Raw genomic sequence first — 23,465 nt, 5'->3', positions numbered from 1 at the left:
GTGTCCGGAATTAGCAGTCCACACAGACGTGCGGAGCCATATCTAGCCTACCGGTCGAACGGTAAAGTTACAATTTCGTTATCTTTTGAGAGAGCGCACAAAGACGTGGCTACTGACCTCTACCGGTAGCTCCAGAGCCCCTTCGATGCCATCCACACGGACCACGACATAGTCATCCGCGCGCTCCAGGGTGACGACCGCACCCGGAGTAATTCCACCTTCATTCAGTTGTCCGAGCAGGATTGGGTCGGTCTGAATGGGCTCGGCCAGACGCTCAATGGTAACCGGCCCGTGATTGCCCTCGAGTAGCGCGGTATCTAGATTCTGCACGTCAACTGAGATTTTGCTCACATTGGGGCCACCGAGAACCTCGAGACCCGGAATCGGGTTACCGTACGGCGAAACCGTCGGGTTGCCCAACAACTCGTAAAGGCGACGTTCGACGCGCTCACTCATCACGTGTTCCCAACGGCACGCTTCCTCATGGATGTATTCCCAATCCAAGCCGATCATGTCCGCTAGGAGTCGCTCCGCGAGTCGGTGCTTGCGCATCACGCTCGTTGCCAATTCGTGACCTTTTTCGGTCAAGGCAAGGTGACGATCCGATGACACGACTAATAAACCGTCACGTTCCATACGCGCCACGGTCTGGGAAACAGTTGGTCCCGAATGGCCAAGACGCTCCGCGATACGTGCACGCAGCGCGACGATCTCCTCTTCCTGCAATTCGAGGATGGTACGCAGGTACATCTCTGTGGTATCGATGAGGTCAGACACGGTAGTCGCTCCTGGGAATTAACATCAGTTCAAGGTCGCTTAGGAAAACGAGACGTCATAGTCCACTCTACTTGCTTAGACCGCCAGCTCGCCTTTCAACGCTCGATGTTGCACCGGCGTAACCCAAGCTCCCGTTTTCCCCAACGGCCACCGCTATTTGCGAAGATGGTAGTTGCAACGCAAAACCTTGTTTGGTTTATTCCTCCGCCCGCCGTAACTCGGCGAGCGCCAGGGGCAAGGTTTTGACCCAGTCGCTAAAACGCTTAGGAGCGCGATGAGCACAGCAATCATCATTCCGGAAAACCTACTGCCCGCAGACGGTCGATTTGGTGCAGGTCCTTCTAAAGTCCGCCCGGAGCAGGTACAGGCGATTGTCGATGCTGGATCGACCCTCCTCGGCACTTCGCACCGCCAGGCCCCGGTGAAAAACCTTGTGGCATCGGTACAAAACGGCCTGAAAGAGTTTTTCAATGCTCCTGAAGGCTACGAAGTGTTGCTTGGCGTAGGTGGTTCCACCGCGTTTTGGGACGCTGCTGCCTTCGGCTTAGTGCGCAACAAGGCTCAGCACCTCTCCTTCGGCGAGTTCGGTTCGAAGTTCGCCAAGGCTACGGACAAGGCGCCTTTCCTCGCTCCTTCCAGCATCATCACCTCGGAGAACGGCTCGCTACCAGCGCCCGTCGCCGAATCCGACGTTGATGTCTACGCTTGGCCGCACAACGAAACTTCCACCGGTGTGTCCTCTCCGGTAAAGCGCGTTGCTGGCGCTAACGAGGACGCCCTCGTTGTCGTTGACGCTACCAGCGGCGCCGGCGGCCTGGATGTCGACCTCAGCGAAACCGACGTCTACTACTTTGCGCCTCAGAAGAACTTCGCCTCCGACGGGGGCTTGTGGATCGCCATGGTGTCCCCCGCGGCGATTGCACGCATCGAGGAAATTGCGGCCTCGGACCGTTGGATTCCTGACTTCCTGAATCTGAAGACCGCACTAGATAACTCGCTGAAGAATCAGACCTACAACACGCCCTCGCTCACAACGCTCGTGTCGCTCGATGCGCAGATTCAGTGGCTGAATTCCAATGGCGGACTGAAGTGGGCCGCGGAACGTACCGCTCAGAGCGCCGGTCAGATTTATGCTTGGGCCGAGGCCAACGAAGCAACGGCGCCCTACGTGAGCAATCCGGAGCACCGTTCCAATGTGATTGCCACGATCGACTTTGATGACTCAATTGATGCCAACGCCATCGCTCAGGCGCTTCGCGCCAACGGTGTCGTTGATGTCGAGCCCTACCGCAAGCTTGGCCGGAATCAGTTGCGCATCGCGACTTTTGTAGCCATCGAACCCTCCGATGTTGCGGCCTTGTTGAATTGCATTGACTACGTGATCGAGCAGCTCTAATCACAGCTGGGCTTAACGCACTGATGGCATCGAACCAATTGGTTCGATGCCATCAGTGCGTTAAGGCATCTAGCAGCTAGGAATCGTTGCCCCGCTGACGCTGTGCCGCGCGGCGGCGCGCTGCCGTGCGTTGCGCCGTGCGGCGGCGGCGCACGGGACGACGCGTGCTCTTACGAGCCGTTACCGTCTGCGCTTGACCGATATCCGGCTCCTGAGTGCTCGGCGTATCGGTATCTGACGTTTCGGTCGTGTCTTCGGCTACCGAACGTGCAGCTGCTTCGGACTCAACGGAATCCTGTGCGGCTTCCTCGGTTGCGTCGGGCGTGGCATCGGCCGTAGCGCCTGGCTCGGCGGCTTCTTCGGCGTTAGCTTCGTCTTCTTGCTCCCGCTGGGCCTTTTCTAGTTCTTCCTTTTCCAGACGTTCGGCCCACGGAACCCAGGCCGGCGCGAGCAGTGCGTCTTCCCCGGGGATGATCCCTACCTCGCAGACGGTCAAATCCTTAGCCTTAGCCCGTGGCACACGTGCCAGAGTTGCGAACCACGTCCAGCCCCGGTACCCACGCTTATGGGAGACAAATCGATGGGTGACTAATCGCTCACCAGTCGCTTCGGCTGCCACATGCTCGCCGAGTTCGCCTTCTTCGGTCACCTCAACAAGGGCAGCTCGAGCCTCGGCCACGGCATCTGCCAGGATTTGATCCAGCTTGGGTTTACGGGGCATGTTTTATACGTCCAGATCGTCGGCCACTGCGCGCAGCACGGTGGCAACCTTTTTTCCGTGTGCCTGATCAGGATAACGCCCCTTGCGCAACGTGTTCGACACCGAGTCCAGTAACTTGATCAGGTCCTCGATCAGCGCCGCTTCCTGTTCTGGCTTCTTGCGCTTGGCCCGGGCCACGGAAGGGGCAGCCTCAAGAATGCGCACACCCAGTGCCTGCGGACCGCGGCGACCATCTGCAACGCCGAACTCCAGGCGCGTTCCCGCGCGCAAATCTTGCACACCGGCAGGCAATGCTGCGGCGTTCAAGTACACTTCTTTACCGTCCTCGGCGGTGATGAAGCCAAAACCTTTGGCTTTCTCATACCACTTAACCTTGCCGGTAGGCATGATCGGTCTCCTCGTTCATTTCTCGTATCTATCGCGCTCCGCGTTCGCGGTGACCGGCGCGTGCTCAGGCGTTCGAGCCGCAGGGAGCATCCAACCGGGAATCTACATTTCATTCATCCGGGTGCTCTACCACTGGGCACGAATCAAGTCGAATACCTTAGATTATGTCATCCAGCGCTAGATTGTTCACAGTTGGATGTTCACCGCTCCGACAGACAACGCTCCAAAGCCGGGTAAAGTTGGACTCCGTGAGCACTTCTTCGACCGTCATTTCAGTGATTTCCCGCACCGCCATTGTCATCGCGGCTCTTTCGACCGTCTCACTTATCGCGATTCTCGTCCTCTACTTCGCCGAAATGTCGATCCCTGCTGTCGTGATGGCCATTGGCATCTTCGGGCTCCCCATCGCTTTCATTCTGGGAGGCGTCGTGGTGGTCAACAATATTCTTCAACGCCGCAACAGCTGAGGTTTCTGCAACCACACTGCTTCTTCCGACGCTACCCTGTACAGGACGCGCTCAGCAGACTCCCAGATAACGCGTGCAGACTGAGACGCATGAATGCAAAAAGCCCTGAAGCAAAATTGCTGGTTGTCGACGACGAGCCGAATATCCGCGAGTTGCTTTCAACTTCTCTGCGTTTCGCCGGCTTCGAGGTAACGGCCGCGGCCAATGGTCGTGAAGCCTTAGCCGCCGTAGAAAACGAAGAACCAGACCTCGCCGTCCTGGATGTCATGTTGCCGGATATGGATGGTTTTACCATCACCCGTAAGCTGCGCGCCGCGGGCCGACACTTCCCGGTGCTCTTCCTTACCGCACGTGATGACACCAGCGACAAGGTCACGGGACTAACCGTTGGTGGCGACGACTACGTCACCAAGCCCTTCAGCCTCGACGAGGTCGTCGCGCGCATTCGTGCCGTACTTCGGCGCACGGCCTCTGGCGAGGAAGAAAACGCCTCGATCGTCGTGGCCGATCTGGAACTCGACGATGACGCGCATGAGGTCCGTCGTGCCGGTGAGATCATCGACCTCTCCCCGACCGAGTTCAAGCTACTTCGCTACCTGATGATGAACCCAAATCGAGTACTGTCCAAGTCGCAGATTCTGGACCACGTCTGGGAGTACGACTTCAACGGCGATGCTTCGATCGTCGAGTCCTACATCTCCTACCTGCGCCGCAAGGTCGATCGACCGGAGTGGACGCCGCTGATCCAAACCAAACGAGGCGTCGGGTACCTGATGCGCACCCCAGACCGTCGCTAATCACGATCGCACCACCCGAGGGAAGGAACAGAGAATCTTCAGATGCAGGCACTGAGAAGATCGTGGCGGCGTACCTCGTTGCGCACCAAGCTGGTCATGCTCATGTGTGCGCTGATGACAATTGGAGTGCTGGCCACCGCAGTCGGTTCGGCACATACCTTGCGCATTTCACTGACGAAGCAGCTCGATGAGCAATTAATTAGTGCTGCTCCTCCCCTCGGCTATGGCCTGAACAAGGCCTACCTGTATTCGTTGGACGCCGATAACGGCAATACCGGTGGCGTCGATCCGAGCCTGCTAGGGCTCAACCGCGCCTACGCCGATATTCGTGATGCCGAGGGCACCATCGAATACATCATGCCCACCAACCGTGTGGCCAGCGAGCATTCGATGCTTCCGTTGCTGGGCCCTAAACAGATCGCCGAACTCAACGCGAATCCCCGCACACCGATCACGGTGCCCGGTAGCTACACCGGGTCAGCAGGCTGGCGTGCGATCTCCTTGGACCTCAAAACCAGCGGTCTACATTTTTATCTTGCCCTGCCCTTGGACACGGTCAGTGACACCGTGCAAAAGACTGCCGCACTCGTGCTCTCCACCGGCCTATTGGCGACTCTGCTGATGTCCATGATCGCTTACGGTGTTACCACGCGCGCGTTAGCTCCGCTCTTGCGGGTAGAGCGTACGGCTTCGCTCATCGCCGACGGCGATCTGACGCAACGCGTGCAAGATTACCCGCCAGAGACCGAGGTAGGACGGCTTTCCCGTTCACTGAATGCCATGCTGGCGCAGATCGAACGCGCGTTCAAGGATCGCGAAGCCTCCGAACGCAAAATGCGACGCTTTATCCAAGACGCTTCGCACGAGTTGCGCACACCGCTGGTCACCATCCAGGGGTACTCCGAGTTCTATCGTCATGGTGGCCTTGCCAGTGAGGAAGCCGTGGGCTCCGCCATGGGCCGTATCGAGGCCGAGTCTAAGCGAATGGCGCAGCTGGTCGAAGACCTGCTCATGTTGGCGCGACTTGATGAACAGCGCCCGCTAGAGATGAACCCGGTGGACCTGTTGGTCATCGGCCAGGACGCCGTGGAAGATACTCGAGTACGTGCCCCGGAACGCACGGTAACGCTCGTCGGTCTCGATGGCCCCATGCCCGCGCCGGCTTCAACGACTGGTGATGATGCGCGGATCCGCCAGATCATTGCCAACCTGCTGACAAACGCGCTGCGCTATACCCCGGAGGGAAGCCCAATCGAAATTGCGGTAGGGGTACGCTCACTCGTGGCTGGTGCCAGCGACGCCGTACTCGAAGTCCGCGACCATGGGCCCGGCATACCGGAAGAAGACGCCCAACGCGTTTTCGAACGTTTCTACCGCGCCGACTCCTCACGTCAGCGCGAGACGGGCGGCTCGGGGCTCGGGCTGGCGATTGTCTCGGCGATCGCCGGACAGCATGGCGGTTCCGTCGCGGTCAGCGAAACGCCTGGCGGCGGGACCACGATGAGCATCTCGCTGCCCTTCGTTCCCCCAGAAAACTGACACCAATCGGCAGCTATCCACAATCCGCCGATCTCGACCTACGAGTACCTCCATGCCCCCTAGGGTGAGTTGACCATCGACATCACCACGGCCTAGGAGGGCACTATGAGTACATTTTCCACCGACACCGGCGACATGCAGGTTAAATCGCAAGCCGTATTGAGCACCATCGATCGGCTTCGCAGCGAGGTCGCCGCCATGCAAATGAACCTCGACCAGTTGCAGGGCACATGGCAGGGCTCGGCGGCCGCTTCCTTCCATGCCATCGTGGCCGAATGGCGGGGAACCCATATCAAGATCGAAGAAGCGCTCAGCAACATCGCAGGTGCTTTGACCCACGCCTCGCAACAGTATGAGGAAGTCGAGCAAGTCAACGCCTCGCTCTTCCGGTACTGATATCCCACCGGGCGGGTCAATTAGGTACGCTGAGGCGATGATCCTGATTGACCCGCCACGCTGGCCCGCCCACGGCACCGAGTTCTCCCACTTGATCTCCGATCAGTCGCTCGCAGAGCTCCACGCATTCGCCGCCGCCAATGGCATCGATGCCCGTGCCTTCGACAGAGATCATTACGATGTTCCTGCCCGACGGTACCAGCAGCTAGTTGAAGCCGGTGCCCACGAAGTGAGCGGCACGGAACTGGTCCGCGCCTTGATGACATCCGGGCTAAGGGTTCCGGCGCGGTATCGACCGGAGAAGTTGGATCGGGTGTTGCTCGACCGATGGCAACGTGAGGTCGGTTTAGAGCTGGCCCTGGGACGAGCTCTATTGACCCGGTGGAGTGAGCCTCATCGGCGTTACCATGATCGCGTGCATCTACTGGCAATACTCGAGGGACTCGATCTGTTGCTTCCGGAGGGCATATCGCACAGCGAACGCCGGGCGGCATACTTGGCCGCTTGGTTTCATGACGCCGTCTATAACGGAAGCCCGAGCGACGAGCAGGAATCGGCAGAACTGGCCGAATCATTGTTGGCGGGGATCCTGCCTGTGGAAGAGCGCCAAAGGGTCAGTGCCCTGGTGTTAGTGACCGCCACACATCGCGCCAGCCCTTCGGACAATGTGGCCATGTCGCTCTGCGACGCGGATCTTGAGGTTCTTGCCCGTCCCCAACCTGCCTACGATCGCTACGTAGCTGCCATAGCCGAAGAATACGCCCACTTGGACCCCGTGCTCTTCGCTCAGGGGCGGTTACGTATACTCGACGATTTTCTGCAACGTCCGGCAATCTACGCCACGCCAGAGGCCCAAAAACGTTGGGAGTCCGCGGCTCGAGCCAATATCGAGCGCGAGATTCGACGACTGAATAGCGGACTGAGCTCCACAGCAGAGCGTTAAATGAAACGGCACGGGGCCGTATCCATCAAAGGATACGACCCCGCGCCTTGAGGCCTATTGAGCCAAACGGGTCAGGCTTAGAAGCCGCCCATTCCGCCCATGCCACCCATCTCATCGCCGCCCGGAGCGGCAGCGCCAGCCGGAGCCGGCTTGTCTGCCACAACCGCCTCGGTGGTCAGGAACAGACCAGCGATCGAGGCAGCGTTCTGCAGTGCCGAACGGGTAACCTTCACCGGGTCGTTGACGCCAGCGTCCAGCAGGTCAACGTACTCGCCGGTGGCGGCGTTCAGACCGTGGCCAGCAGGCAGACCCTTGACCTTGTCAGCAACGACGCCCGGCTCGAGACCAGCGTTCAGGGCGATCTGCTTCAGCGGAGCTTCGATACCCACGCGTACGATGTTCGCACCGGTGGCTTCGTCACCCTCGAGGGAGAGCTTGCCGAAGGCGGCTTCGCCAGCCTGGATCAGAGCCACGCCACCACCTGCGACGATGCCCTCTTCCACGGCTGCCTTAGCGTTACGCACGGCATCCTCGATGCGGTGCTTGCGCTCCTTGAGCTCCACCTCGGTAGCGGCGCCGGCCTTCAGCACGGCCACACCACCGGAGAGCTTTGCGTGGCGCTCCTGCAGCTTCTCGCGGTCGTAGTCCGAATCGGTGTTCTTGATTTCGGCAGCGATCTGGCTCTTGCGACCCTCGATGGCGTCGGCGTCGCCGCCGCCCTCCACGATGGTGGTCTCGTCCTTGGTGATAACCACCTTACGGGCGGTACCCAAGACCTCAAGGCCGACGTTGTCCAGCGACAGGCCGATTTCCTCGGAAACAACCTGGCCACCGGTCAGAATAGCGATGTCGGTCAGCATGGCCTTGCGACGATCGCCGAAGCCCGGAGCCTTGACGGCGACGGACTTGAACAGACCACGGATCTTGTTCAGGATCAGGGTTGCCAGAGCCTCGCCCTCGACGTCCTCGGCAATGATCAGCAGCGACTTGTTCGACTGCATGACCTTCTCCAGCAGCGAAACCATGTCCTTGACGCTGGAGATCTTCGAGTTGACGATCAGGATGTAAGGGTCTTCCAGGACGGTTTCCTGGCGCTCCGCGTCGGTGACGAAGTAGGCCGAGATGTAGCCCTTGTCGAAACGCATACCCTCAGCGAGCTCAAGCTCGAGGCCGAAGGTGTTGGATTCCTCGACGGTGATAACGCCCTGCTCGCCGACCTTATCCAAAGCCTCAGCGATCAGACCACCAATTTCGGTGTCGCCAGCGGAGATCGACGCGGTAGCAGCGATCTGTTCCTTGGACTCGATCTTCTTGGCAGCGGTGAACAGCTCGGCGGTGACGGCCTCAACGGCCTTGTCGATGCCGCGGCGCAGTGCGATCGGGTCGGCGCCTGCGGCAACGTTACGCAGGCCTTCCTTGACCAGTGCCTGAGCCAGCACGGTTGCGGTAGTGGTACCGTCACCTGCGACGTCGTCGGTCTTCTTAGCTACTTCCTTGACCAGCTCGGCGCCGATCTTCTCGTAGGCATCCTCGAGCTCGATCTCCTTGGCGATGGAGACACCGTCGTTGGTGATGGTCGGTGCGCCCCACTTCTTTTCAAGTACGACGTTGCGCCCACGCGGGCCCAGGGTAACCTTCACGGCGTCGGCCAGGGTGTTCAGGCCGCGCTCGAGGCCGCGGCGTGCTTCCTCGTCAAATGCAATCATCTTGGCCATAGTGGCTTACGGTCCTTTCGGGACAATCATGCGAAAGTTCAACCGACAGACAGCGCCCGCGACGGACGAGTGTTCCGTTTCCGGCATCGGACCGGAGACGAACCAGCTCTCGCTATCTGAGGTAATTCGCCTCGGCGCAACGTGACCGTGCTTCCGGAAGGAAACGGTTAAACCGGAAACCGACCGGAATTAGCAGTCTCGACGCGCGAGTGCTAATACAAATATTGGCACTCTCGCGGTGCGAGTGCAAGCCGGTCGGCTCTAGGCGAAGACTTATTCGAGGCTACTGTTCCTCGGTCACATCGCTACCTATAACGATCGAGATTCGGTCGGGAATATTGCTGGTTTGCAGTACCGCCTCAATACCGAGCGCAGCCGCCGTCTTCTGAGCAGTCATCTCGTACGCGTTAGACGCGTAGTAAACGGCGGATTCGGTTTCCAGTCGCGACCAATCGCCGGTGCGCAGATTCGTGAAGCCCTCTTCGAGCAACTGCTCTTGCGCAGTTCCGGCCGATCCGCGTACCCCGGACGCATTGTAGATACCCACGCGCTGCCCGTAGAGCACTTCGGAGTCGTCGATGCTAAAGCTGGGCGAGGGCTCCTCGGTTTCGCTCGGGGTTGGCGAGGAACTCGTCTCCTCGCTTGCCGTTGTCGTCGCGGTCGGCTCCGTAGCGGTAGGCGAGGCAGGCTGCTGGTTAAAGACGAAGAACGATATGGCTCCAATGATCAGCACGGACACCGCGGCGATAATCACCCAGCGTAGCGACCCGCCCGCGGACTTTGCCGCAGCAGATTGCGCCCATCCATGGGCATGGTGCGATCCCACTCGGGTGTTGAACTCCGGAACGCGATCAAACTCATCACGCGGGTAGTTGGTCATTCTCGTCCTTGTTCGATGGATAACTGGCGGCGGTCGGTGTGCGGGAGTGACTCAACGTCCCTGTCCGACGGCGCCGCCCACGCGTCGCCTCGTAGTTCGTAGTCTACGCAACCGCTTGACCAGCATCGGGTCATAGGCCAACGCAGCGTCCGTGTCGATCAGCTGGTTGAGCAGCTGATAGTAATGGGTCGCGGACATCGAAAACTGCTGCGTAATGGCCTGTTCCTTGGCACCGGCGTACTTCCACCACAGGCGCTCCATGTAAAGAATCTGTTGCGAGCGCTCGTCTAATTCGCTGTCCGGATTCATCACGAAATCAGCTAAGAACTCTTGCTCTGACACCACGCTCACCTCGATTCCTCTGCTCTCGCCTGTGGGCTTCTACTCGTTCATGGTGACCCAGCGTGCAGCCGGGACGCCACAGATATTCTACCCATTGGCGTCCCAAAACGCCGTGTGAGCTACACCCTGTCGGCGCGCAAAGGCACAATTGAATGTATGGACAACCCGCAGCAGACGCTCTTCGACCAGGCAGATTTCTCGCCGAACAACCCGTTGCAGGCCACCGACTTCCCGTTCTATTACGGTGTTGCGCACCTCGCTGAGCTGCAGCTCATCGCGGCCGATTGGGTTCCTGCGCTGCGTGCGGTCGATGCGCAATTACGGCAACTAGCCACGGCGTTAGCGGAGCGCTCCGCCGCCGGCGAGCGCATCCTTCCGAGGCCTGAGAACATCCTGCGGGCCCTGCAACTGCCACTCCACGAGGTAAAGGTACTTATCCTGGGCCAGGACCCGTACCCCACTCCGGGGCACGGCAACGGCTTGGCTTTCGCCGCCGAACGCCATGTCCGCCCACTTCCACGCAGCCTGTCGAACATTTATAAGGAACTCGAGTCAGATCTAGGCATTCCACCGGCAGCACACCCCGATCTCAGTGTGTGGCACCAGCGTGGCGTCTTACTCCTGAACCAGGTATTGACCGTCACGGCCGGAGAGGCCGGCTCACATCAAAAGCTCGGTTGGCAACCCATTGTGGAGGCGATCCTGCGGGCGCTGAACGAACGCGCGGAGCCGGTGGTGTCCATCCTCTGGGGCGCGAAGGCACAACCCCTTGCTCCGATGCTCTCGCGGTCTATTCAGATTCGTAGCGCGCATCCTTCACCGCTCTCGGCCTCACGCGGGTTCTTCGGCTCGCGCCCTTTCTCCGCCACGAATCAGGCACTGGCCCGGCTCGGACGCGAACCGATTGACTGGAAGATTCCGGCCTAGCGGCGGCGAATCCGGCGACGTTCGCGCCGTGCGCTGGAGGTCAACGGGCGACACAGCGTATCGCCCAAGACCACGCCGCCGGCGATCGCAAGCATGATGCCCAAAGCGTTGAACATCTCAACCAGACCACCCGACATGTTCGTTGTCTCAAAAACGATCACATACATGGCACGGAAGATCATCAGACCGGGCAACATGAACATGACCGCCGGAGCTGCCAGAACCAGTTGGGGGCTGTTGAGCCGGTCGGTCAAATAGCGTGCCGCGAAGCCAATGACGGTTGAAACAACCGCGGGGGTACCACGCTCACCCATGCCCACTGCCTCCATCACGACGAACACCAAATAGCCAAGCAACGCGATCCCGGCTGTGGGCAGCAACAGTCGCCGCGCCGTTTGTTCGGTGACGGCGCCGGCAATAATGGCAATGACCACCAGCAGAGCCATGAACCAGATGGGGTAGTCGATGGTCTTGATCTCATGAACGTCAACGGCCGAAGCATCAAATAATGAAAACACCACCAGAGCCGCGGAAATACCCACAACTATGGCCATGTAGGTCAAACCCGCCGAGAACAAGCGCCCGATCGCTGTCACCGGGAATCCGTTGATCGCATCTTGTAGAGCCGAAACGAACTTGCCCGATGGTAAGAGCAGCAAGATACCGCCCGAGACGACCAGGGCCGGATCCAGCGGCGCGTTGGCCTGAAAGCCTAGTAGTGCAATGGCCGTCACCGCAAAGGACGAAGCGGATATGGTGAAGAATTCGGGCACACGCCACCGACTACCGTATTTGCCGATTTCCGAGACCAAGACGGACGAGGCCATCGCGATCAGGGCACCAAGCCAAGTACCTCCGATGAACAACACGAAGGCGGCCGCGAAGACGCTGCGTCCGGTGGCGACCAACCAACGCGGAAACGGCTTAGGCTGACGCTGGATTTTCTTCAGCCGGGACACCGCAGTCTGTCGCGAGACGCCACCGGCGATAATGTCCGAAACTAGTTCGTGGAGCAACACCAGACCGGCGTAGTTGGCCGTAGACGAGCGAACGACGCGCAGTACGGAGAAACTCTCTGCATCAGGTGGGCTGTAGTTCAGGTGCAAGGACTGATTGGTCGTGTCCATATCCAAGTGGCTGACCCCAAGGGCGGCAGTCACCGCAATGACGCTGGTTTCTACCTCCAGGGCCCCTGCCCCGTAGCGGATAAGCGTCTCGCCCAGATCCAGCGCAAACTCGATGGTACGGCGCGTCGACGCGTCATGCTCCTCGTTGACCTTGGGATTGGCGTAGGGAGTGCCCTGGAGCCGATCAACCAAATTGAGGGCTTGAGTCGGGGGCGCATCGGACACCCAAATCTTGGCCAGCAAACGACGAGCCACCGGGTTGGCGCGTTGCGGGTAAACCGTCACGCCCTCGTCGGTGATCGACATTTGTCCGAGCCACGAACCGGCATCATCGGCGTCGGCTGTGGTCAGTGTGGCGCTAAGTGCGGTAGTTGGTGGTAGGGCCGAAGCACGCACCGGTTCAGGAGCCGGTTCTGGGTCGGGCTCTTGACTACCCACATTCACGTTGATTTGGTTCGTCGTCACTAGTGGTAGGGCGCTAACGGCGGGCGCCGGGTCCTGACCGGCGGACTGCTCCACCTGGCCCTCCGGTTCGTCCGACTGCTGTTGCGCCACGGCGATTTCCCCCTCTCACACCCGATAACTACTCCTCTTGCTTCACGATACAACGGAGTCTTCGCCGAAGGAGGCAAAATATCGGCAGAGAAGACGTCACGCCGCACACACTTGTTAGCACTACTCCCCCGCTACGTACCGGGAGAACCGAAAGGTGCCCCGCTTGTGAATTGCAGAAGGCCGCGAAACGTCCGAGGACTCTCGGCGCATTTGCGTTTAGTGGGTGCAAGGGGCGGCCATCGCGCCGGTTCTCTCGGTTCACCGAGGCAGGGGCAGGCGAAGACGTGAGCATGCTCTAGCCAGAAGCTTGCGGGACTACTGTTGGTACATGAGGAAGCTACGTGTGCTCCAGGTCGGGATGGACCCAGCGGTCATCGATTTCTCGCCGTGGCCCGGGCAAGATGCCGACCACCTTCGCGCGCGGATCAACGACGCGGCCACACTGCTGCAAACCAACGGTTTCGATGTGACGGTCTGCCTGCTGTCTGATGGCCCCGACGATGTGGAGCCAACCTTGAAGACCTTCTTGGCCGGAGCCCGATTCGACGTGGTCGAGGTCGGAGCCGGCGTGCGGACCTCCACAGAGTTCACGGCCATCTTCGAACGGGTCATCAACGTGGTGAACGCCCTGCAGCCGGGCACGCTGTTCTGCTTCAACGATTCGCCCGAAACGACCATCGAAGCCATACGGCGCGTTCTTGAGAAATAGGGCTCGGATTCCGAGTTCTAGCCAACCGGAGGGGAGCGCTTCGAGTGGTGCCCTGCCCAGACGATGCGCAGAGCCCTCGTACGCGTTCGCCGGCAGATTACCGAATCTACTTCTGCTGCCCGCTGGGCTTCGACCAGCGCTGGTGAGGACCCCGGAGACGACAAACGGGAACCCGCAACATTTTGTTATGTCGCGTGTTCCCGAAAGACGCAATGGGTGGATCTTACTGGACTCGAACCAGCGACCTTTCGCGTGTGAGGCGAACGCTCTAACCAACTGAGCTAAAGATCCATTTTCGATGCCGGCCTCGCGGTTCAGCACCTAAATGATCTTAGCGGCAATCCTCGTCCAGCGCCAAATCGAGGACTCGGCACCGCTTGTTAGCCGCGTCACCATATGTCCATTCAAGGGCGGCAAAAATATTCTCCGAATGTTCACAAAAAAGCCGAAATTCCCTCTTGTGCCGCACCCTTCGGAACCTCATAATTTTCTTAGCTCACAGAGCCAAAAACTGGGCCCTACAAGGAAGCTGTCGGAATCCACTGACAACGGTCCCCTCAAGGCCAACGAAACCGCCCGGCGTCCCGGGCATCACGACCCTTTCGTTCGTTCTGATTTTTAGGACCGTCCCCAGTGCGCACTTCCCTCACCTTTGCCGTGGCTTCTTCCTCCCCTGCGGGGCTCGCTCGTGAAGAGCTGGCCTCACTCTACCCACACACCGGCGAGCGCTGGCATCAGAAGATGGACCGCTGCCTCTGCCTTGTCACCGTCCGCCATGAGGGAAGACTCATCGCGGCCGGCATCGTTCACGATTCAGTTCTGGCTCCCACAGAATCGATGGATGCCCTCGAGTTGGGGTGCATGGCGGTGCACCCGGCCTTTCGTAAGTTGGGAATCCGTGAACGCGTAACAGCACTGCGCCTCGAACGTGCGCGGGCGCTGGGTGGTACTCCGATCACGGTCATCGACGCGGCTAACCCTGCCTCGTGGGCGTTCTATGAACGAAGTGATGCCTGGGAACGCGAGCGAGTCTTTGAGCAAGATGAGACCACCAAGTTCATCTACCGTGCCCTACGTGAGCCACGGAGGGCTCCTGCGCCGATTCTCGTACCGTCCTCGAGCGTCGCTCCGAAAGTGGACTCACAAGTCCTTGCCGTGCCAGCGCTCTGAGCTAGTGCTTGGTAGCGCCGCCCTTGGCCCGGGCCTTCTTCACGGCCGTAATGGCGAACGCCAGCACGGTGCCTACGAGGATTCCCGCGATACATGAGAACGCCGTGTTGACGCACCAGCCAAGAAACGCACCAAATGCACCGGTGGCATGATGGACGAGGTCCTCAAGGTGATGCACGAACCCATAAGGAGCGTGCCAACCTAATTCATCGAGCCCGGTGAGCAGTATGTGGCCGCCCACCCACAACATTGCGATAACCCCAACCTTGCTCAGCACCGACATGATAATTGGCATCGCCTTGACCAGTCCTCGACCAAAGCTTTGTGAGGCCTTCGAGTCGCGCTGAGCCAACCGCAGACCCAGATCATCCATTTTGACGATCAGCCCCACGGCTCCATACACAACCACGGTCATTAGCAGTGCGATGACAACAAGGATCGCGGTGCGCATCCAGAAATGCTGGTCAGCGACTTCGTTCAGTGAAATCACCATGATTTCAGCCGAGAGCACGAGGTCCGTGCGCACGGCGGCCCCAATTATGGACTTCTCATCGCGCACTGCCTCCCCGTGTTCGGCGTGGTGACGTAAGATTCCTGCGGCTTCCAATAACTTCTCGGCGCCCTCGAAGACGAGGTAACAACCGCCGAGCATCAGAATCGGGGTCAACGCCCACGGTGCGAACTGCGACAGCAGCAACGCTAAGGGAAGGATGAAAACCAGCTTGTTGCGGATCGACCCAACGGCAATCTTCCAGATAATCGGAAGTTCTCGTTTGGGCGATATTCCTTCGACGTATTGCGGCGTCACTGCTGCGTCGTCGATAACCACGCCCATCGCCTTCGTGCTGGCCCGTCCCGCGCCAGCGGCAATATCGTCGATGGAAGCGGCAGTGATTTTCACTAGCGCCGCAATATCGTCAAGCAGTGCTACTAGACCACCGGCCATGTGCGTTCCTTTTCATAAAGTCGACTCGTTGGTCCAATGGTACGTGGCCGTCTGCGGGTCAAGGTGTCACCAACGTGAAACAACACGCGCCAAAGCTCTCTGCCCAGGGCTCATCCAATGACATTCACAGCGTTTACAGCCAAAGAAGACAAAAAGACAAAAAGAGGTCCTACATCCATATCTCGGATGTAGGACCTCTCACTCCGAGCCCCCTACCGGATTCGAACCGGTGACCTGCTGTTTACAAGACAGCTGCTCTGGCCAGCTGAGCTAAGGAGGCAAGCCCTCTAAGAATATCGGACGCCCCGCGACTCCGCGAATCGGTGAGCTTAAATAGCGATGGGGAAGGACACCTTCACCGGTGGCCTCCCCCATCGCTAGGGTGCGAGATCATGAGCGATATTTTACCCGACGCCCACCCGCTTGCTACAGATATTTCAACTGAAACTTAGGCATTCGCCTTGATCGCGGCCTCAACCTCGGTGACGAAGTCATCGGTTCCCAGCTGGAATTCCTTGCCCTGAATGTAGATGCTCGGCGTACCGCGTACACCATCGGCTTGGGCGGCAGCGGTTGCGTATGCGACGAACGGACGGAAGTCGCCCTTATTGATGCAAGAGTCCACCGCGTCACTGGCTCCGCTGTCGTGAGCCATCTTGATCAGCTCGGAGTTCTTCATTTCACCCTGGCTGTAATGTCCCCAGATCGCCGATACAAACTTCGTGTAGGACTCAGGAGACTTATCGGCCACGCAGGCCAGTGCGTTAGCTCCACGCGAGGAGTAGTTGGTCGGTGAACCGCGGTCCAGGAAGCCGACGTTACGGTACTCGACAGTTACCTTGCCATCTGCCAGCCAGTTGTTGATCTGCTCACCGTATTTCGCTTCGAATTCTGCACAGTGAATGCAGTTCACGTCCACGTACATGGTGATGTTAACCGGTTCACCCTTTTTGCCAACGACAAGGTCACGAGGATCTGCCGGATCCTTTGGCGACTCAGGATCTTCGGCCGATGCCTTGACCATGCCGCTACCGGTTCCGCCTAAGGTGGTGGCAGAGGTAACGAGAATACCGCCTCCGTTGGTTCCACCGCTGGGAATGGCACCCTCTTCGGCAATCTTGCCATTGTTGTTTTGCACGATCAGCGCCACCACCAGAGCGATAACCACGACCACTGCGGCCAGGACGCCGAGTTTTACCATCAGTGATTTGCGCTTCTGTGAAGCCTCGAGTTGCGCCTGCCGCGCCGCAGCCTGGGCCCGTGCGTTCGCATTGCGCTCGGCCTTGGACGGGCGCTCGTTGTTCGATGCCATAGGTGTATACGGTCCTTTGGAATATAACGATAATCAGAAAGCTTTCTTCAAGCTTAGCCAAAGACCTGGTGTCATTGCCCCGGAATCTTGTGAAAAGCGCACCTTCACAGCAGCTACATAAGATTCGCCAACTGCTAGCAAAGTCCGCGGTACGGTAGCGGCTCCGCGTAAATACAAGCCGAAACAATAATTACGGTTTATTCTGCCTGTGAGCCTGTGTCAACTAGTGTCATGAGTAACAGAGGTTACCGAGCAACCACCGAAATATTCGCCAGCAGCCGCTGGAGGGCCTAATAAAACGGCCAATAGCGGCAGACTAAAGGAGGTTCATCGTGAATACCGACAGACCCGGTTCCGCGACCACCGAAACCGGACAGTACGACTTTGTTGTAGTAGCCAACCGACTACCGGTCGACCGCGTCACTAACGAGGATGGGACCAGCGGATTCCGGCGGGCTCCCGGCGGTCTCGTTACCGCCCTTCACCCCATCATGTCGGCCTCGAGCGGCGCTTGGGTAGGCTGGCATGGAGCAGTCGACGAGACTCTCGAAGATTTCGACAATGACGGTATTCACTTGGTTCCCGTCGCCCTAAGCGAAGCGGACGTCGAGCTCTACTACGAAGGCTTTTCGAACTCCACTCTCTGGCCGCTCTACCACGATGTCATCGTTCCACCTGAGTACCATCGAACGTGGTGGGACGCCTATAAGGCCATCAACCAACGGTTTGCCGATGCCACCCTCCGCGTTGCTGCCCCCGGGGCCACGGTCTGGGTGCACGATTATCAGCTCCAGCTAGTACCGCGCATCTTGCGGATGGCACGCCCAGATCTGAAGATCGGCTTCTTCAATCACATCCCCTTCCCCTCCATGAGCTTGTTCGCCCAACTTCCTTGGCGCACGCAAATCCTCGAGGGCCTGGCCGGCGCCGATCTCGTGGGCTTCCAGCGTAAGGACGATGCCGATAACTTCATGAACTGCCTGCAGAACTTCACGGATTACTCAATCCAAGGGTTCGAAGCGACACCGCCGTTCGAACATGACACCCAGAACATCTGCACCGCAGCCCCGCACCCGATCTCCATTGACACCAGTGAAGTAGCCCGCCTGGCCCGTGACCCGCAAATCATCGCGCGTGCGGCACAGATTCGTCATGAGCTGGGCAATCCCAAAACTGTGATGCTTGGCGTGGATCGGCTGGACTACACCAAGGGTATTCGCCACCGCCTCAAGGCCTACGGGGAACTGCTCTCCGATCAGGCGCTTCAAGCCGGCGAGGTGTGCCTGATCCAGGTCGCCAGCCCGAGCCGCGAGAACGTCGGTCGATATATGCAACTGCGCAATCAGGTCGAGCTCATGGTCGGGCAAATCACCGGGCAACACGACACGATTAGCCACACAACGCTGCGCTACCTGCACCATTCATATCCGTTGCGCGAAATGATCGCGCTCTACCTGGCTGCGGATGTTCTGCTCGTCACGGCTTTGCGCGATGGCATGAATCTAGTGGCTAAGGAGTACGTTGCCAGTCATCAGGACGGCCGTGGCGTACTCGTGCTCTCCGAATTCACCGGCGCTGCAGACCAGCTCAATGATGCCGTCTTGGTCAATCCCCATGACATTGCCGGCATGAAGCGGAAGATCATTGCCGCCGTGACGATGGACGAGGCGGAACAGTCAGAACGAATGCAGCGAATGATTCAGCATCTGGAACACAACGACGTTCAGCACTGGTCACGGCATTTCCTCGATGATCTGAATGAGCTTGCCGAAACCCACCGCCCGACCTCCCCCACGAAGGTTTCCGAAGTATGAGTGAACTCAACGCGGAGTTGCATAAGGCACTAGCTACCTTTGCCGCGCATGCGCAAATTCTGGTAGCTCTCGACTTTGATGGCACCGTTTCACCCTTGGTCGACCGGCCAGAGAACGCGCGGCCGTTGCCGGCAACGGCCAGCGCGCTGGCTCGACTCGGACGGCTACCTGGCGTACATACGGCCCTCGTGTCGGGCCGAAACCTTGACTCCCTTGCCGAGGTCTACCCGCAAGGTCGTCCGGATAATCTCATTGGCTCTCACGGAGCCGAGCGTGTGGTACCGCATCTGGCAGAGGAGTCCGAACTGCACATAGCCCTCGACGAGCACGCGGCGAGCCTTCTAGCTTCCATCACCGAAGCCCTCGGTGAAGTAAGTGATCGGTTTGAGGGCGTCACATTGGAGTTCAAGCCGGCATCCACGGTGTTGCATACACGCCAAGCCAATGCCGGTGACGCGCAACGGGCGACCGAGCAGGCCCTCAGCGCCCTCGCATCCTTCGATGGCGTGAAACTATTACGAGGAAAGTCCGTGATTGAAGCTTCGGTGCACGAAGCGGATAAAGGTCTTGCGCTGCGCTGGCTCAAGGAGGCTCTGGACGTTCCGGCAATGTTGTTCGTGGGTGACGATGTTACAGATGAGGACGGCTTTAAGGTGCTTACCGGGGATGATCTCGGCGTGAAGGTCGGAGCGGGAGAAACAGCCGCGCAATTTCGCATCGACGAGGCTGCCGACCTACCTGCACTTTTGGAATCGCTGATTTTCATGCGAGGATAGTTGTGTTCCACTTCACTTTCACTACGGATCGTCGGGCACGTACCTGCCCGTGAAAGGAATGTCATCATGGCATCAGTGACCTTCGAAAAGGCCACCCGCGTCTATCCTGGCGCACTCGTTCCTTCCGTCGATGCAATCGACCTTGAGATCAAGGATGGCGAGTTTCTCGTACTTGTTGGCCCATCGGGCTGCGGCAAGTCGACCACCCTGCGCATGCTCGCAGGTCTCGAAGAGATTAACTCGGGTCGTATTCTCATTGGCGACCGCGACGTCACCAACGTTCCTCCCAAGGACCGCGACATCGCAATGGTTTTCCAGAACTACGCGTTGTACCCGCACATGACGGTCGCCGAAAACATGGGCTTCGCCCTGAAAATCGCCGGTGTCAGCAAGGAAGAGCGCAACGAACGCGTGCGTGAAGCCGCGAAGCTTCTGGACCTGGAAAAGTACCTCGACCGCAAGCCCAAGGCGCTCTCCGGCGGTCAGCGTCAGCGTGTAGCCATGGGACGAGCCATCGTCCGCTCCCCTCAGGTCTTCCTGATGGATGAGCCCCTGTCGAACTTGGACGCCAAGTTGCGTGTGCAGACCCGTACTCAGATCGCGTCGTTGACCCGCCGCTTGGGCGTGACGACCGTGTACGTGACGCACGATCAGGTCGAAGCGCTAACCATGGGTGACCGCGTAGCGGTACTCAAGGATGGGCTTCTGCAGCAGGTCGGCACTCCGCGTGAACTGTACGACCGCCCGAACAACGTCTTCGTCGCAGGCTTCATCGGATCGCCGGCCATGAACTTGGTTGAGCTGGATTCCGCAAACGGCCAGGTGCAGCTTGGCGAACTGATCATCGCAGCCCCTGGCGCATCAGGTAAGGTCACTCTGGGCATTCGTCCGGAAGACATCCAGATGGCAGAGCCTGGCGATCCAGGCGTGACTCTCACCGTCGACGTGGTTGAGGAATTGGGCGCCGACGCATACATCTACGCAACCGCTGAGCTGGCCGGCAAGGCTCAGACGATTGTCGTTCGTGTGGACGGGCGCACTCCCCCGCAGCGCGGCGACTTGCTGAAGATTGTGCCGGAACTCCGCCACATCCACCTGTTCGATACCGAGTCCGGACTGCGTTTGGCCGACTAATAAGCTGTAAGGCTCCTGCCCGGTTGGTCTCAGTTCGAGACTAACCGGGCATTACCTTTTGCGTGCTTAGCTGGTGCGCAAGGGCCAAATCTTAAACATCAGAGGCCCCGAGAAAATCTCGGGGCCTCTGGCAAATATGCTCGGCGACGTCCTACTCTCCCACACCCTCCCGAGTGCAGTACCATCGGCGCTGTGGGTCTTAGCTTCCGGGTTCGGTATGGGACCGGGCGTTTCCCCCACGCTATGATCGCCGTAACTCTAACCCGCACGGTAAACCGTGGGAAAACTACGGTGTCGATCGCTTTCGCGGCAACTACTTAAATATAGCATCGTCCCGCGCGAGAAGACGAATCGATGAGCCTGCCCTAGACGTGCCGTCCGCCACACTTGGATACGTTATCGGCTTCGATGCACCACGTGAAACAGGGCCCGTACGGCCAGTACCGAACCGAGTAACCCTGTCAGCGACGCGATGAGCCAATTCAAGGGGACGCCACCAGCTACGGCTACCCCCGGGGTTGCTAGCAAGAACACTGCTGCGATGAGAAACAGACTACCGAAGAGCGCTGTCACCACCAGACGGGCCACCGGCCCCACCGTTCGGCTCGTAACTTCATCTGGTCCCATTTGCACAGCTACCTTGAGCTGGCCTGCTTCAAGGTCGGCCAGTAGCGAGGCGAGCCGCCCGGGCATCCGCTGGGCTTCGGGTAGTAGCGACAGCGCTTGGCTCGTAACGTCATCTGTGAGACGACGGACATTCGTCAGATGGGCGATCAGACTGGGCGCATGTGAAGTCACGCTGGCAACGAGGTCATGGCCGGGATCCAGAACCTCAAGCGAAGATTGCAGGGCAATAAAAGTACGGAAGAGCGCCCCCAGTTGATCCGGCACACGGTAGCCGGCAACGCTGGCGATCTCAAAAATGTCTGCGAATATCTCAGCTGAAAACGATGCTGACGGTTGGTACTTGGTCAACATGCGACCTACCAGTCGTTCCAACTCGATCTGCGTAAGTTGCTCGCTCCTTCCGAATAGTTCATTCATGGCCTGAACTGCAGCAACTTCATTGCCGGTTTTGGTCGACATCATCAGCGCAAGAATTCCATGCCGCTCGGCGCGTGACAGCCTCCCAACGGAACCGAAGTCCAAGAGAGCTAGGCCTCCCTGATCGAGCAACATGATATTTCCAGGATGCAGGTCAGCGTGGAATACTCCGCGCAGCACCACCTGGTCCATCACTGCGGCCACCAAACCAGCCGCCAAATCCCGCCGGCGCTCGGGAGTATGGTTGCGTAGCCTCGAGGCTGCCGCGTCGAGCGCTACTCCTTGTAGGCATTCCATCACCAGTACATTCGAGTTGCTGAGCGCCGGATAGACCTTAGGAATACGCAGGAGATCCGCATCCTGTTTCTCAGAGCGAAGCAGCATCGTGTTTGCCGCTTCGTGCGTGAAGTCCAGTTCTTCCATCAACGCGTCACTGAAACCACGACCAAGCTCCTCAACTCCCATCTCGCGTCCCCATACGGTGTCTCGTTCCATTCGGCGGGCGAGCGAGCGAATGATGGACGTGTCGCGTACGAGCTGGGCACGAGCCTGCCTCCTTTGCACCTTGACCACGACCTGGGTGCCGTCGTGTAATCGTGCTCGATGTACCTGCCCGATGGAAGCGGCAGCCAGTGGTGTGCTCTCAAAGGATGCGAAAACTTCCGAAACGGGGCGTTTGTACGAGTGTTCCAGTACTGACTGCACGTCCGTCTCCCCCATGGGCTGTACGCCGCTGTGCAGTTTCCCGAGCTCTTCACGGAACGCGGGAGGAAAGAGCTCGATGCGCGTGGCCAACATCTGTCCGAGTTTGACGTAAACGACGCCGGCCTCGGTCAGTGCCGATCGCAAACTCACCGCTAAGGAGCGAAACAACTCCGCGTTCCGGAACGACCGGGCCCGGCGCCGCCCCGAACCTCGTCCAAGAAAACCCAGCAGCCCATGCTTCGCAAGAATCCAGATGATGTGGAAATAGCGTCGCAGGTTCCGCATTCCCTCGCGAAGAGAACGTACAGCCATCCAGGGAGGCGCAATACTTCCTGTGGGGAATAGAACTTCAAGAAGGAGCAGTACCGCCAGCGTCACCACGAAAATCCACGGCCACACTGAACTCAACATGAGAATCTGACCCCAGCCAAGGTCTACGAAATCCTCGGAATTCTTCAGTCCCATGCTTGAGGCAATGGACGTGACTGCGCTTCCGCCTAGCGAAACCAAGAGAAGTGACAGGAGATAGGTTCGTGGCCGTCCTACTGGCTGCCCAAGGATCCTTCGCATACCGATGCCTACGGCCCACGCCGTAAGCAGGGTGGTCACTAATACGAAAACTGCTGTAGACAAGGACGCCATGACTCTATTCTGGGGGCGCTCCAGGCCAATAGTGACCGTCAAAAGGATGATATCGACAGGATGAGCCGTGCCGGAACGGCCGAATGCTGGCCAGCGGCAACGCCGCAATCCCAGTCCAGCGACAACGCAACCCCAGTAGTGTCTAGGGAAAGCTGCGAGCGGTTGCCCCCTAGCCTTCGGTAACGGGCACGTCTGCAGAATCCGCAACCCTTGTTCCGCAGGAACGCGCAGAGTCTAGGTCCGC

22 protein-coding genes, 2 tRNA genes and 1 rRNA gene are annotated in these 23,465 nt (G+C 59.0%); 12 read left to right on the top strand and 13 right to left on the bottom strand.

Annotation, left to right across the window (positions count from 1 at the left end; genetic code table 11):
• Positions 1 to 78 precede the first annotated feature (78 nt).
• Complete coding sequence (locus ACJD00_RS02720; RefSeq protein WP_309408842.1) at positions 79 to 777, bottom strand: metal-dependent transcriptional regulator; 699 nt, start codon at positions 775 to 777, stop codon at positions 79 to 81.
• A 274-nt stretch (positions 778 to 1,051) separates the two neighbouring features.
• Between ACJD00_RS02720 and serC the strand changes: the two genes are divergently transcribed.
• Positions 1,052 to 2,173: a phosphoserine transaminase gene (gene serC / locus ACJD00_RS02715; protein ID WP_418908371.1), complete on the top strand. Its 1,122-nt coding sequence runs from the start codon at positions 1,052 to 1,054 to the stop codon at positions 2,171 to 2,173.
• Positions 2,174 to 2,249: 76 nt separating this feature from the next.
• On the opposite strand, the gene ACJD00_RS02710 is transcribed toward serC, so the two are convergent.
• Both ACJD00_RS02710 and ACJD00_RS02705 read right to left on the bottom strand, forming a co-directional pair.
• Positions 2,250 to 2,894, bottom strand: coding sequence for a DUF3027 domain-containing protein (locus tag ACJD00_RS02710; RefSeq protein ID WP_418908370.1), 645 nt, complete (start codon positions 2,892 to 2,894; stop codon positions 2,250 to 2,252).
• A gap of 3 nt (positions 2,895 to 2,897) precedes the next feature.
• Positions 2,898 to 3,281 carry a cold-shock protein gene (locus ACJD00_RS02705; RefSeq protein ID WP_309408846.1) on the bottom strand — a complete coding sequence of 128 codons (384 nt, stop codon included), beginning with the start codon at positions 3,279 to 3,281 and terminating at the stop codon, positions 2,898 to 2,900.
• Between the two features lie 248 nt (positions 3,282 to 3,529).
• On the opposite strand from ACJD00_RS02705, the gene ACJD00_RS02700 reads away from it, so the two are divergent.
• The 5 genes from ACJD00_RS02700 to ACJD00_RS02680 all read left to right on the top strand — a co-directional run bounded on the left by ACJD00_RS02700 (position 3,530) and on the right by ACJD00_RS02680 (position 7,423).
• Positions 3,530 to 3,748: a hypothetical protein gene (locus tag ACJD00_RS02700; protein ID WP_418908369.1), complete on the top strand. Its 219-nt coding sequence runs from the start codon at positions 3,530 to 3,532 to the stop codon at positions 3,746 to 3,748.
• Positions 3,749 to 3,837: 89 nt separating this feature from the next.
• Positions 3,838 to 4,545, top strand: coding sequence for a response regulator transcription factor (locus ACJD00_RS02695; RefSeq protein ID WP_309408848.1), 708 nt, complete (start codon positions 3,838 to 3,840; stop codon positions 4,543 to 4,545).
• A gap of 42 nt (positions 4,546 to 4,587) precedes the next feature.
• A complete protein-coding gene (locus ACJD00_RS02690) occupies positions 4,588 to 6,084 on the top strand; it encodes an ATP-binding protein (protein ID WP_418908368.1) in 1,497 nt (498 codons plus the stop codon).
• 105 nt (positions 6,085 to 6,189) lie between these two features.
• Positions 6,190 to 6,480, top strand: a complete 291-nt coding sequence (locus ACJD00_RS02685; RefSeq protein ID WP_309408850.1) for a WXG100 family type VII secretion target — start codon at positions 6,190 to 6,192, stop codon at positions 6,478 to 6,480.
• A gap of 37 nt (positions 6,481 to 6,517) precedes the next feature.
• A complete protein-coding gene (locus tag ACJD00_RS02680; protein WP_418908367.1) occupies positions 6,518 to 7,423 on the top strand; it encodes a DUF4031 domain-containing protein in 906 nt (301 codons plus the stop codon).
• Positions 7,424 to 7,500: 77 nt separating this feature from the next.
• Here the strand turns inward: ACJD00_RS02680 and groL are convergent, their stop codons facing one another.
• The 3 genes from groL to ACJD00_RS02665 form a co-directional block, all read right to left on the bottom strand.
• Entirely contained in the window at positions 7,501 to 9,138 is a 1,638-nt protein-coding gene (gene groL / locus ACJD00_RS02675; protein WP_418908366.1) for a chaperonin GroEL, read from the bottom strand.
• 283 nt (positions 9,139 to 9,421) lie between these two features.
• Positions 9,422 to 10,018: a LytR C-terminal domain-containing protein gene (locus ACJD00_RS02670; RefSeq protein WP_418908365.1), complete on the bottom strand. Its 597-nt coding sequence runs from the start codon at positions 10,016 to 10,018 to the stop codon at positions 9,422 to 9,424.
• A 51-nt stretch (positions 10,019 to 10,069) separates the two neighbouring features.
• Positions 10,070 to 10,327 carry a DUF3263 domain-containing protein gene (locus tag ACJD00_RS02665; RefSeq protein ID WP_309410470.1) on the bottom strand — a complete coding sequence of 86 codons (258 nt, stop codon included), beginning with the start codon at positions 10,325 to 10,327 and terminating at the stop codon, positions 10,070 to 10,072.
• 189 nt (positions 10,328 to 10,516) lie between these two features.
• On the opposite strand from ACJD00_RS02665, the gene ACJD00_RS02660 reads away from it, so the two are divergent.
• Positions 10,517 to 11,287: a uracil-DNA glycosylase gene (locus tag ACJD00_RS02660; RefSeq protein WP_418908364.1), complete on the top strand. Its 771-nt coding sequence runs from the start codon at positions 10,517 to 10,519 to the stop codon at positions 11,285 to 11,287.
• Here ACJD00_RS02660 and ACJD00_RS02655 read toward each other — a convergent pair.
• Positions 11,284 to 12,969, bottom strand: coding sequence for a threonine/serine exporter family protein (locus ACJD00_RS02655; protein ID WP_309408859.1), 1,686 nt, complete (start codon positions 12,967 to 12,969; stop codon positions 11,284 to 11,286). The genes ACJD00_RS02660 and ACJD00_RS02655 overlap by 4 nt on opposite strands.
• Before the next feature lie 328 nt (positions 12,970 to 13,297).
• On the opposite strand from ACJD00_RS02655, the gene ACJD00_RS02650 reads away from it, so the two are divergent.
• The gene (locus tag ACJD00_RS02650; protein ID WP_418908363.1) at positions 13,298 to 13,678 is read left to right on the top strand and encodes a hypothetical protein; all 381 of its coding nucleotides are present in this window, start codon (positions 13,298 to 13,300) and stop codon (positions 13,676 to 13,678) included.
• 217 nt (positions 13,679 to 13,895) lie between these two features.
• Here ACJD00_RS02650 and ACJD00_RS02645 read toward each other — a convergent pair.
• Positions 13,896 to 13,969 (bottom strand) — tRNA-Val (locus ACJD00_RS02645).
• Between the two features lie 342 nt (positions 13,970 to 14,311).
• On the opposite strand from ACJD00_RS02645, the gene ACJD00_RS02640 reads away from it, so the two are divergent.
• Positions 14,312 to 14,848, top strand: coding sequence for a GNAT family N-acetyltransferase (locus tag ACJD00_RS02640; RefSeq protein ID WP_418908362.1), 537 nt, complete (start codon positions 14,312 to 14,314; stop codon positions 14,846 to 14,848).
• A gap of 1 nt (position 14,849) precedes the next feature.
• Here the strand turns inward: ACJD00_RS02640 and ACJD00_RS02635 are convergent, their stop codons facing one another.
• From ACJD00_RS02635 to ACJD00_RS02625, 3 genes are all read right to left on the bottom strand, one after another.
• Positions 14,850 to 15,794 carry a DUF808 domain-containing protein gene (locus ACJD00_RS02635; protein WP_418908361.1) on the bottom strand — a complete coding sequence of 315 codons (945 nt, stop codon included), beginning with the start codon at positions 15,792 to 15,794 and terminating at the stop codon, positions 14,850 to 14,852.
• 206 nt (positions 15,795 to 16,000) lie between these two features.
• A tRNA-Thr gene (locus ACJD00_RS02630) sits at positions 16,001 to 16,074 on the bottom strand.
• A 168-nt stretch (positions 16,075 to 16,242) separates the two neighbouring features.
• Entirely contained in the window at positions 16,243 to 17,106 is an 864-nt protein-coding gene (locus tag ACJD00_RS02625) for a DsbA family protein (protein ID WP_418908360.1), read from the bottom strand.
• A gap of 332 nt (positions 17,107 to 17,438) precedes the next feature.
• Here ACJD00_RS02625 and ACJD00_RS02620 point away from each other — a divergent pair, with 332 nt between their 5' ends.
• The 3 genes from ACJD00_RS02620 (at position 17,439) to ACJD00_RS02610 (ending at position 20,830) form a co-directional block, all read left to right on the top strand.
• Entirely contained in the window at positions 17,439 to 18,920 is a 1,482-nt protein-coding gene (locus ACJD00_RS02620) for an alpha,alpha-trehalose-phosphate synthase (UDP-forming) (protein ID WP_418908359.1), read from the top strand.
• Complete coding sequence (gene otsB / locus ACJD00_RS02615) at positions 18,917 to 19,696, top strand: trehalose-phosphatase (protein ID WP_418908358.1); 780 nt, start codon at positions 18,917 to 18,919, stop codon at positions 19,694 to 19,696. Before ACJD00_RS02620 ends, otsB begins: the two co-directional genes overlap by 4 nt.
• 66 nt (positions 19,697 to 19,762) lie before the next feature.
• Positions 19,763 to 20,830: an ABC transporter ATP-binding protein gene (locus tag ACJD00_RS02610; RefSeq protein ID WP_418908357.1), complete on the top strand. Its 1,068-nt coding sequence runs from the start codon at positions 19,763 to 19,765 to the stop codon at positions 20,828 to 20,830.
• Positions 20,831 to 20,968: 138 nt separating this feature from the next.
• Here ACJD00_RS02610 and rrf read toward each other — a convergent pair.
• Together rrf and ACJD00_RS02600 are read right to left on the bottom strand one after the other, a co-directional pair.
• Positions 20,969 to 21,085 (bottom strand): 5S ribosomal RNA (gene rrf / locus ACJD00_RS02605).
• A gap of 141 nt (positions 21,086 to 21,226) precedes the next feature.
• The gene (locus ACJD00_RS02600; RefSeq protein ID WP_418908356.1) at positions 21,227 to 22,957 is read right to left on the bottom strand and encodes an ABC1 kinase family protein; all 1,731 of its coding nucleotides are present in this window, start codon (positions 22,955 to 22,957) and stop codon (positions 21,227 to 21,229) included.
• Between the last annotated feature and the right edge of the window lie 508 nt (positions 22,958 to 23,465).

Source organism: Glutamicibacter endophyticus (assembly GCF_048457885.1).
GTDB lineage: Bacteria > Actinomycetota > Actinomycetes > Actinomycetales > Micrococcaceae > Glutamicibacter > Glutamicibacter endophyticus.
This window is presented reverse-complemented; position numbering and strand designations above follow the sequence as displayed.

Bases quoted from the DNA above. Each gene is read 5' to 3' on its own strand.
- ACJD00_RS02670 (WP_418908365.1), bottom strand. From the start codon at position 10,018: ATGACCAACTACCCGCGTGATGAGTTTGATCGCGTTCCGGAGTTCAAC.
- ACJD00_RS02695 (WP_309408848.1), top strand. From the start codon at position 3,838: ATGAATGCAAAAAGCCCTGAAGCAAAATTGCTGGTTGTCGACGACGAG.
- ACJD00_RS02710 (WP_418908370.1), bottom strand. From the start codon at position 2,894: ATGCCCCGTAAACCCAAGCTGGATCAAATCCTGGCAGATGCCGTGGCC.
- ACJD00_RS02635 (WP_418908361.1), bottom strand. From the start codon at position 15,794: ATGGCCGGTGGTCTAGTAGCACTGCTTGACGATATTGCGGCGCTAGTG.
- otsB (WP_418908358.1), top strand. From the start codon at position 18,917: ATGAGTGAACTCAACGCGGAGTTGCATAAGGCACTAGCTACCTTTGCC.
- groL (WP_418908366.1), bottom strand. From the start codon at position 9,138: ATGGCCAAGATGATTGCATTTGACGAGGAAGCACGCCGCGGCCTCGAG.
- ACJD00_RS02610 (WP_418908357.1), top strand. From the start codon at position 19,763: ATGGCATCAGTGACCTTCGAAAAGGCCACCCGCGTCTATCCTGGCGCA.
- ACJD00_RS02625 (WP_418908360.1), bottom strand. From the start codon at position 17,106: ATGGCATCGAACAACGAGCGCCCGTCCAAGGCCGAGCGCAATGCGAAC.
- ACJD00_RS02685 (WP_309408850.1), top strand. From the start codon at position 6,190: ATGAGTACATTTTCCACCGACACCGGCGACATGCAGGTTAAATCGCAA.
- ACJD00_RS02665 (WP_309410470.1), bottom strand. From the start codon at position 10,327: ATGAATCCGGACAGCGAATTAGACGAGCGCTCGCAACAGATTCTTTAC.
- ACJD00_RS02650 (WP_418908363.1), top strand. From the start codon at position 13,298: ATGAGGAAGCTACGTGTGCTCCAGGTCGGGATGGACCCAGCGGTCATC.
- ACJD00_RS02690 (WP_418908368.1), top strand. From the start codon at position 4,588: ATGCAGGCACTGAGAAGATCGTGGCGGCGTACCTCGTTGCGCACCAAG.
- serC (WP_418908371.1), top strand. From the start codon at position 1,052: ATGAGCACAGCAATCATCATTCCGGAAAACCTACTGCCCGCAGACGGT.
- ACJD00_RS02680 (WP_418908367.1), top strand. From the start codon at position 6,518: ATGATCCTGATTGACCCGCCACGCTGGCCCGCCCACGGCACCGAGTTC.
- ACJD00_RS02660 (WP_418908364.1), top strand. From the start codon at position 10,517: ATGGACAACCCGCAGCAGACGCTCTTCGACCAGGCAGATTTCTCGCCG.
- ACJD00_RS02705 (WP_309408846.1), bottom strand. From the start codon at position 3,281: ATGCCTACCGGCAAGGTTAAGTGGTATGAGAAAGCCAAAGGTTTTGGC.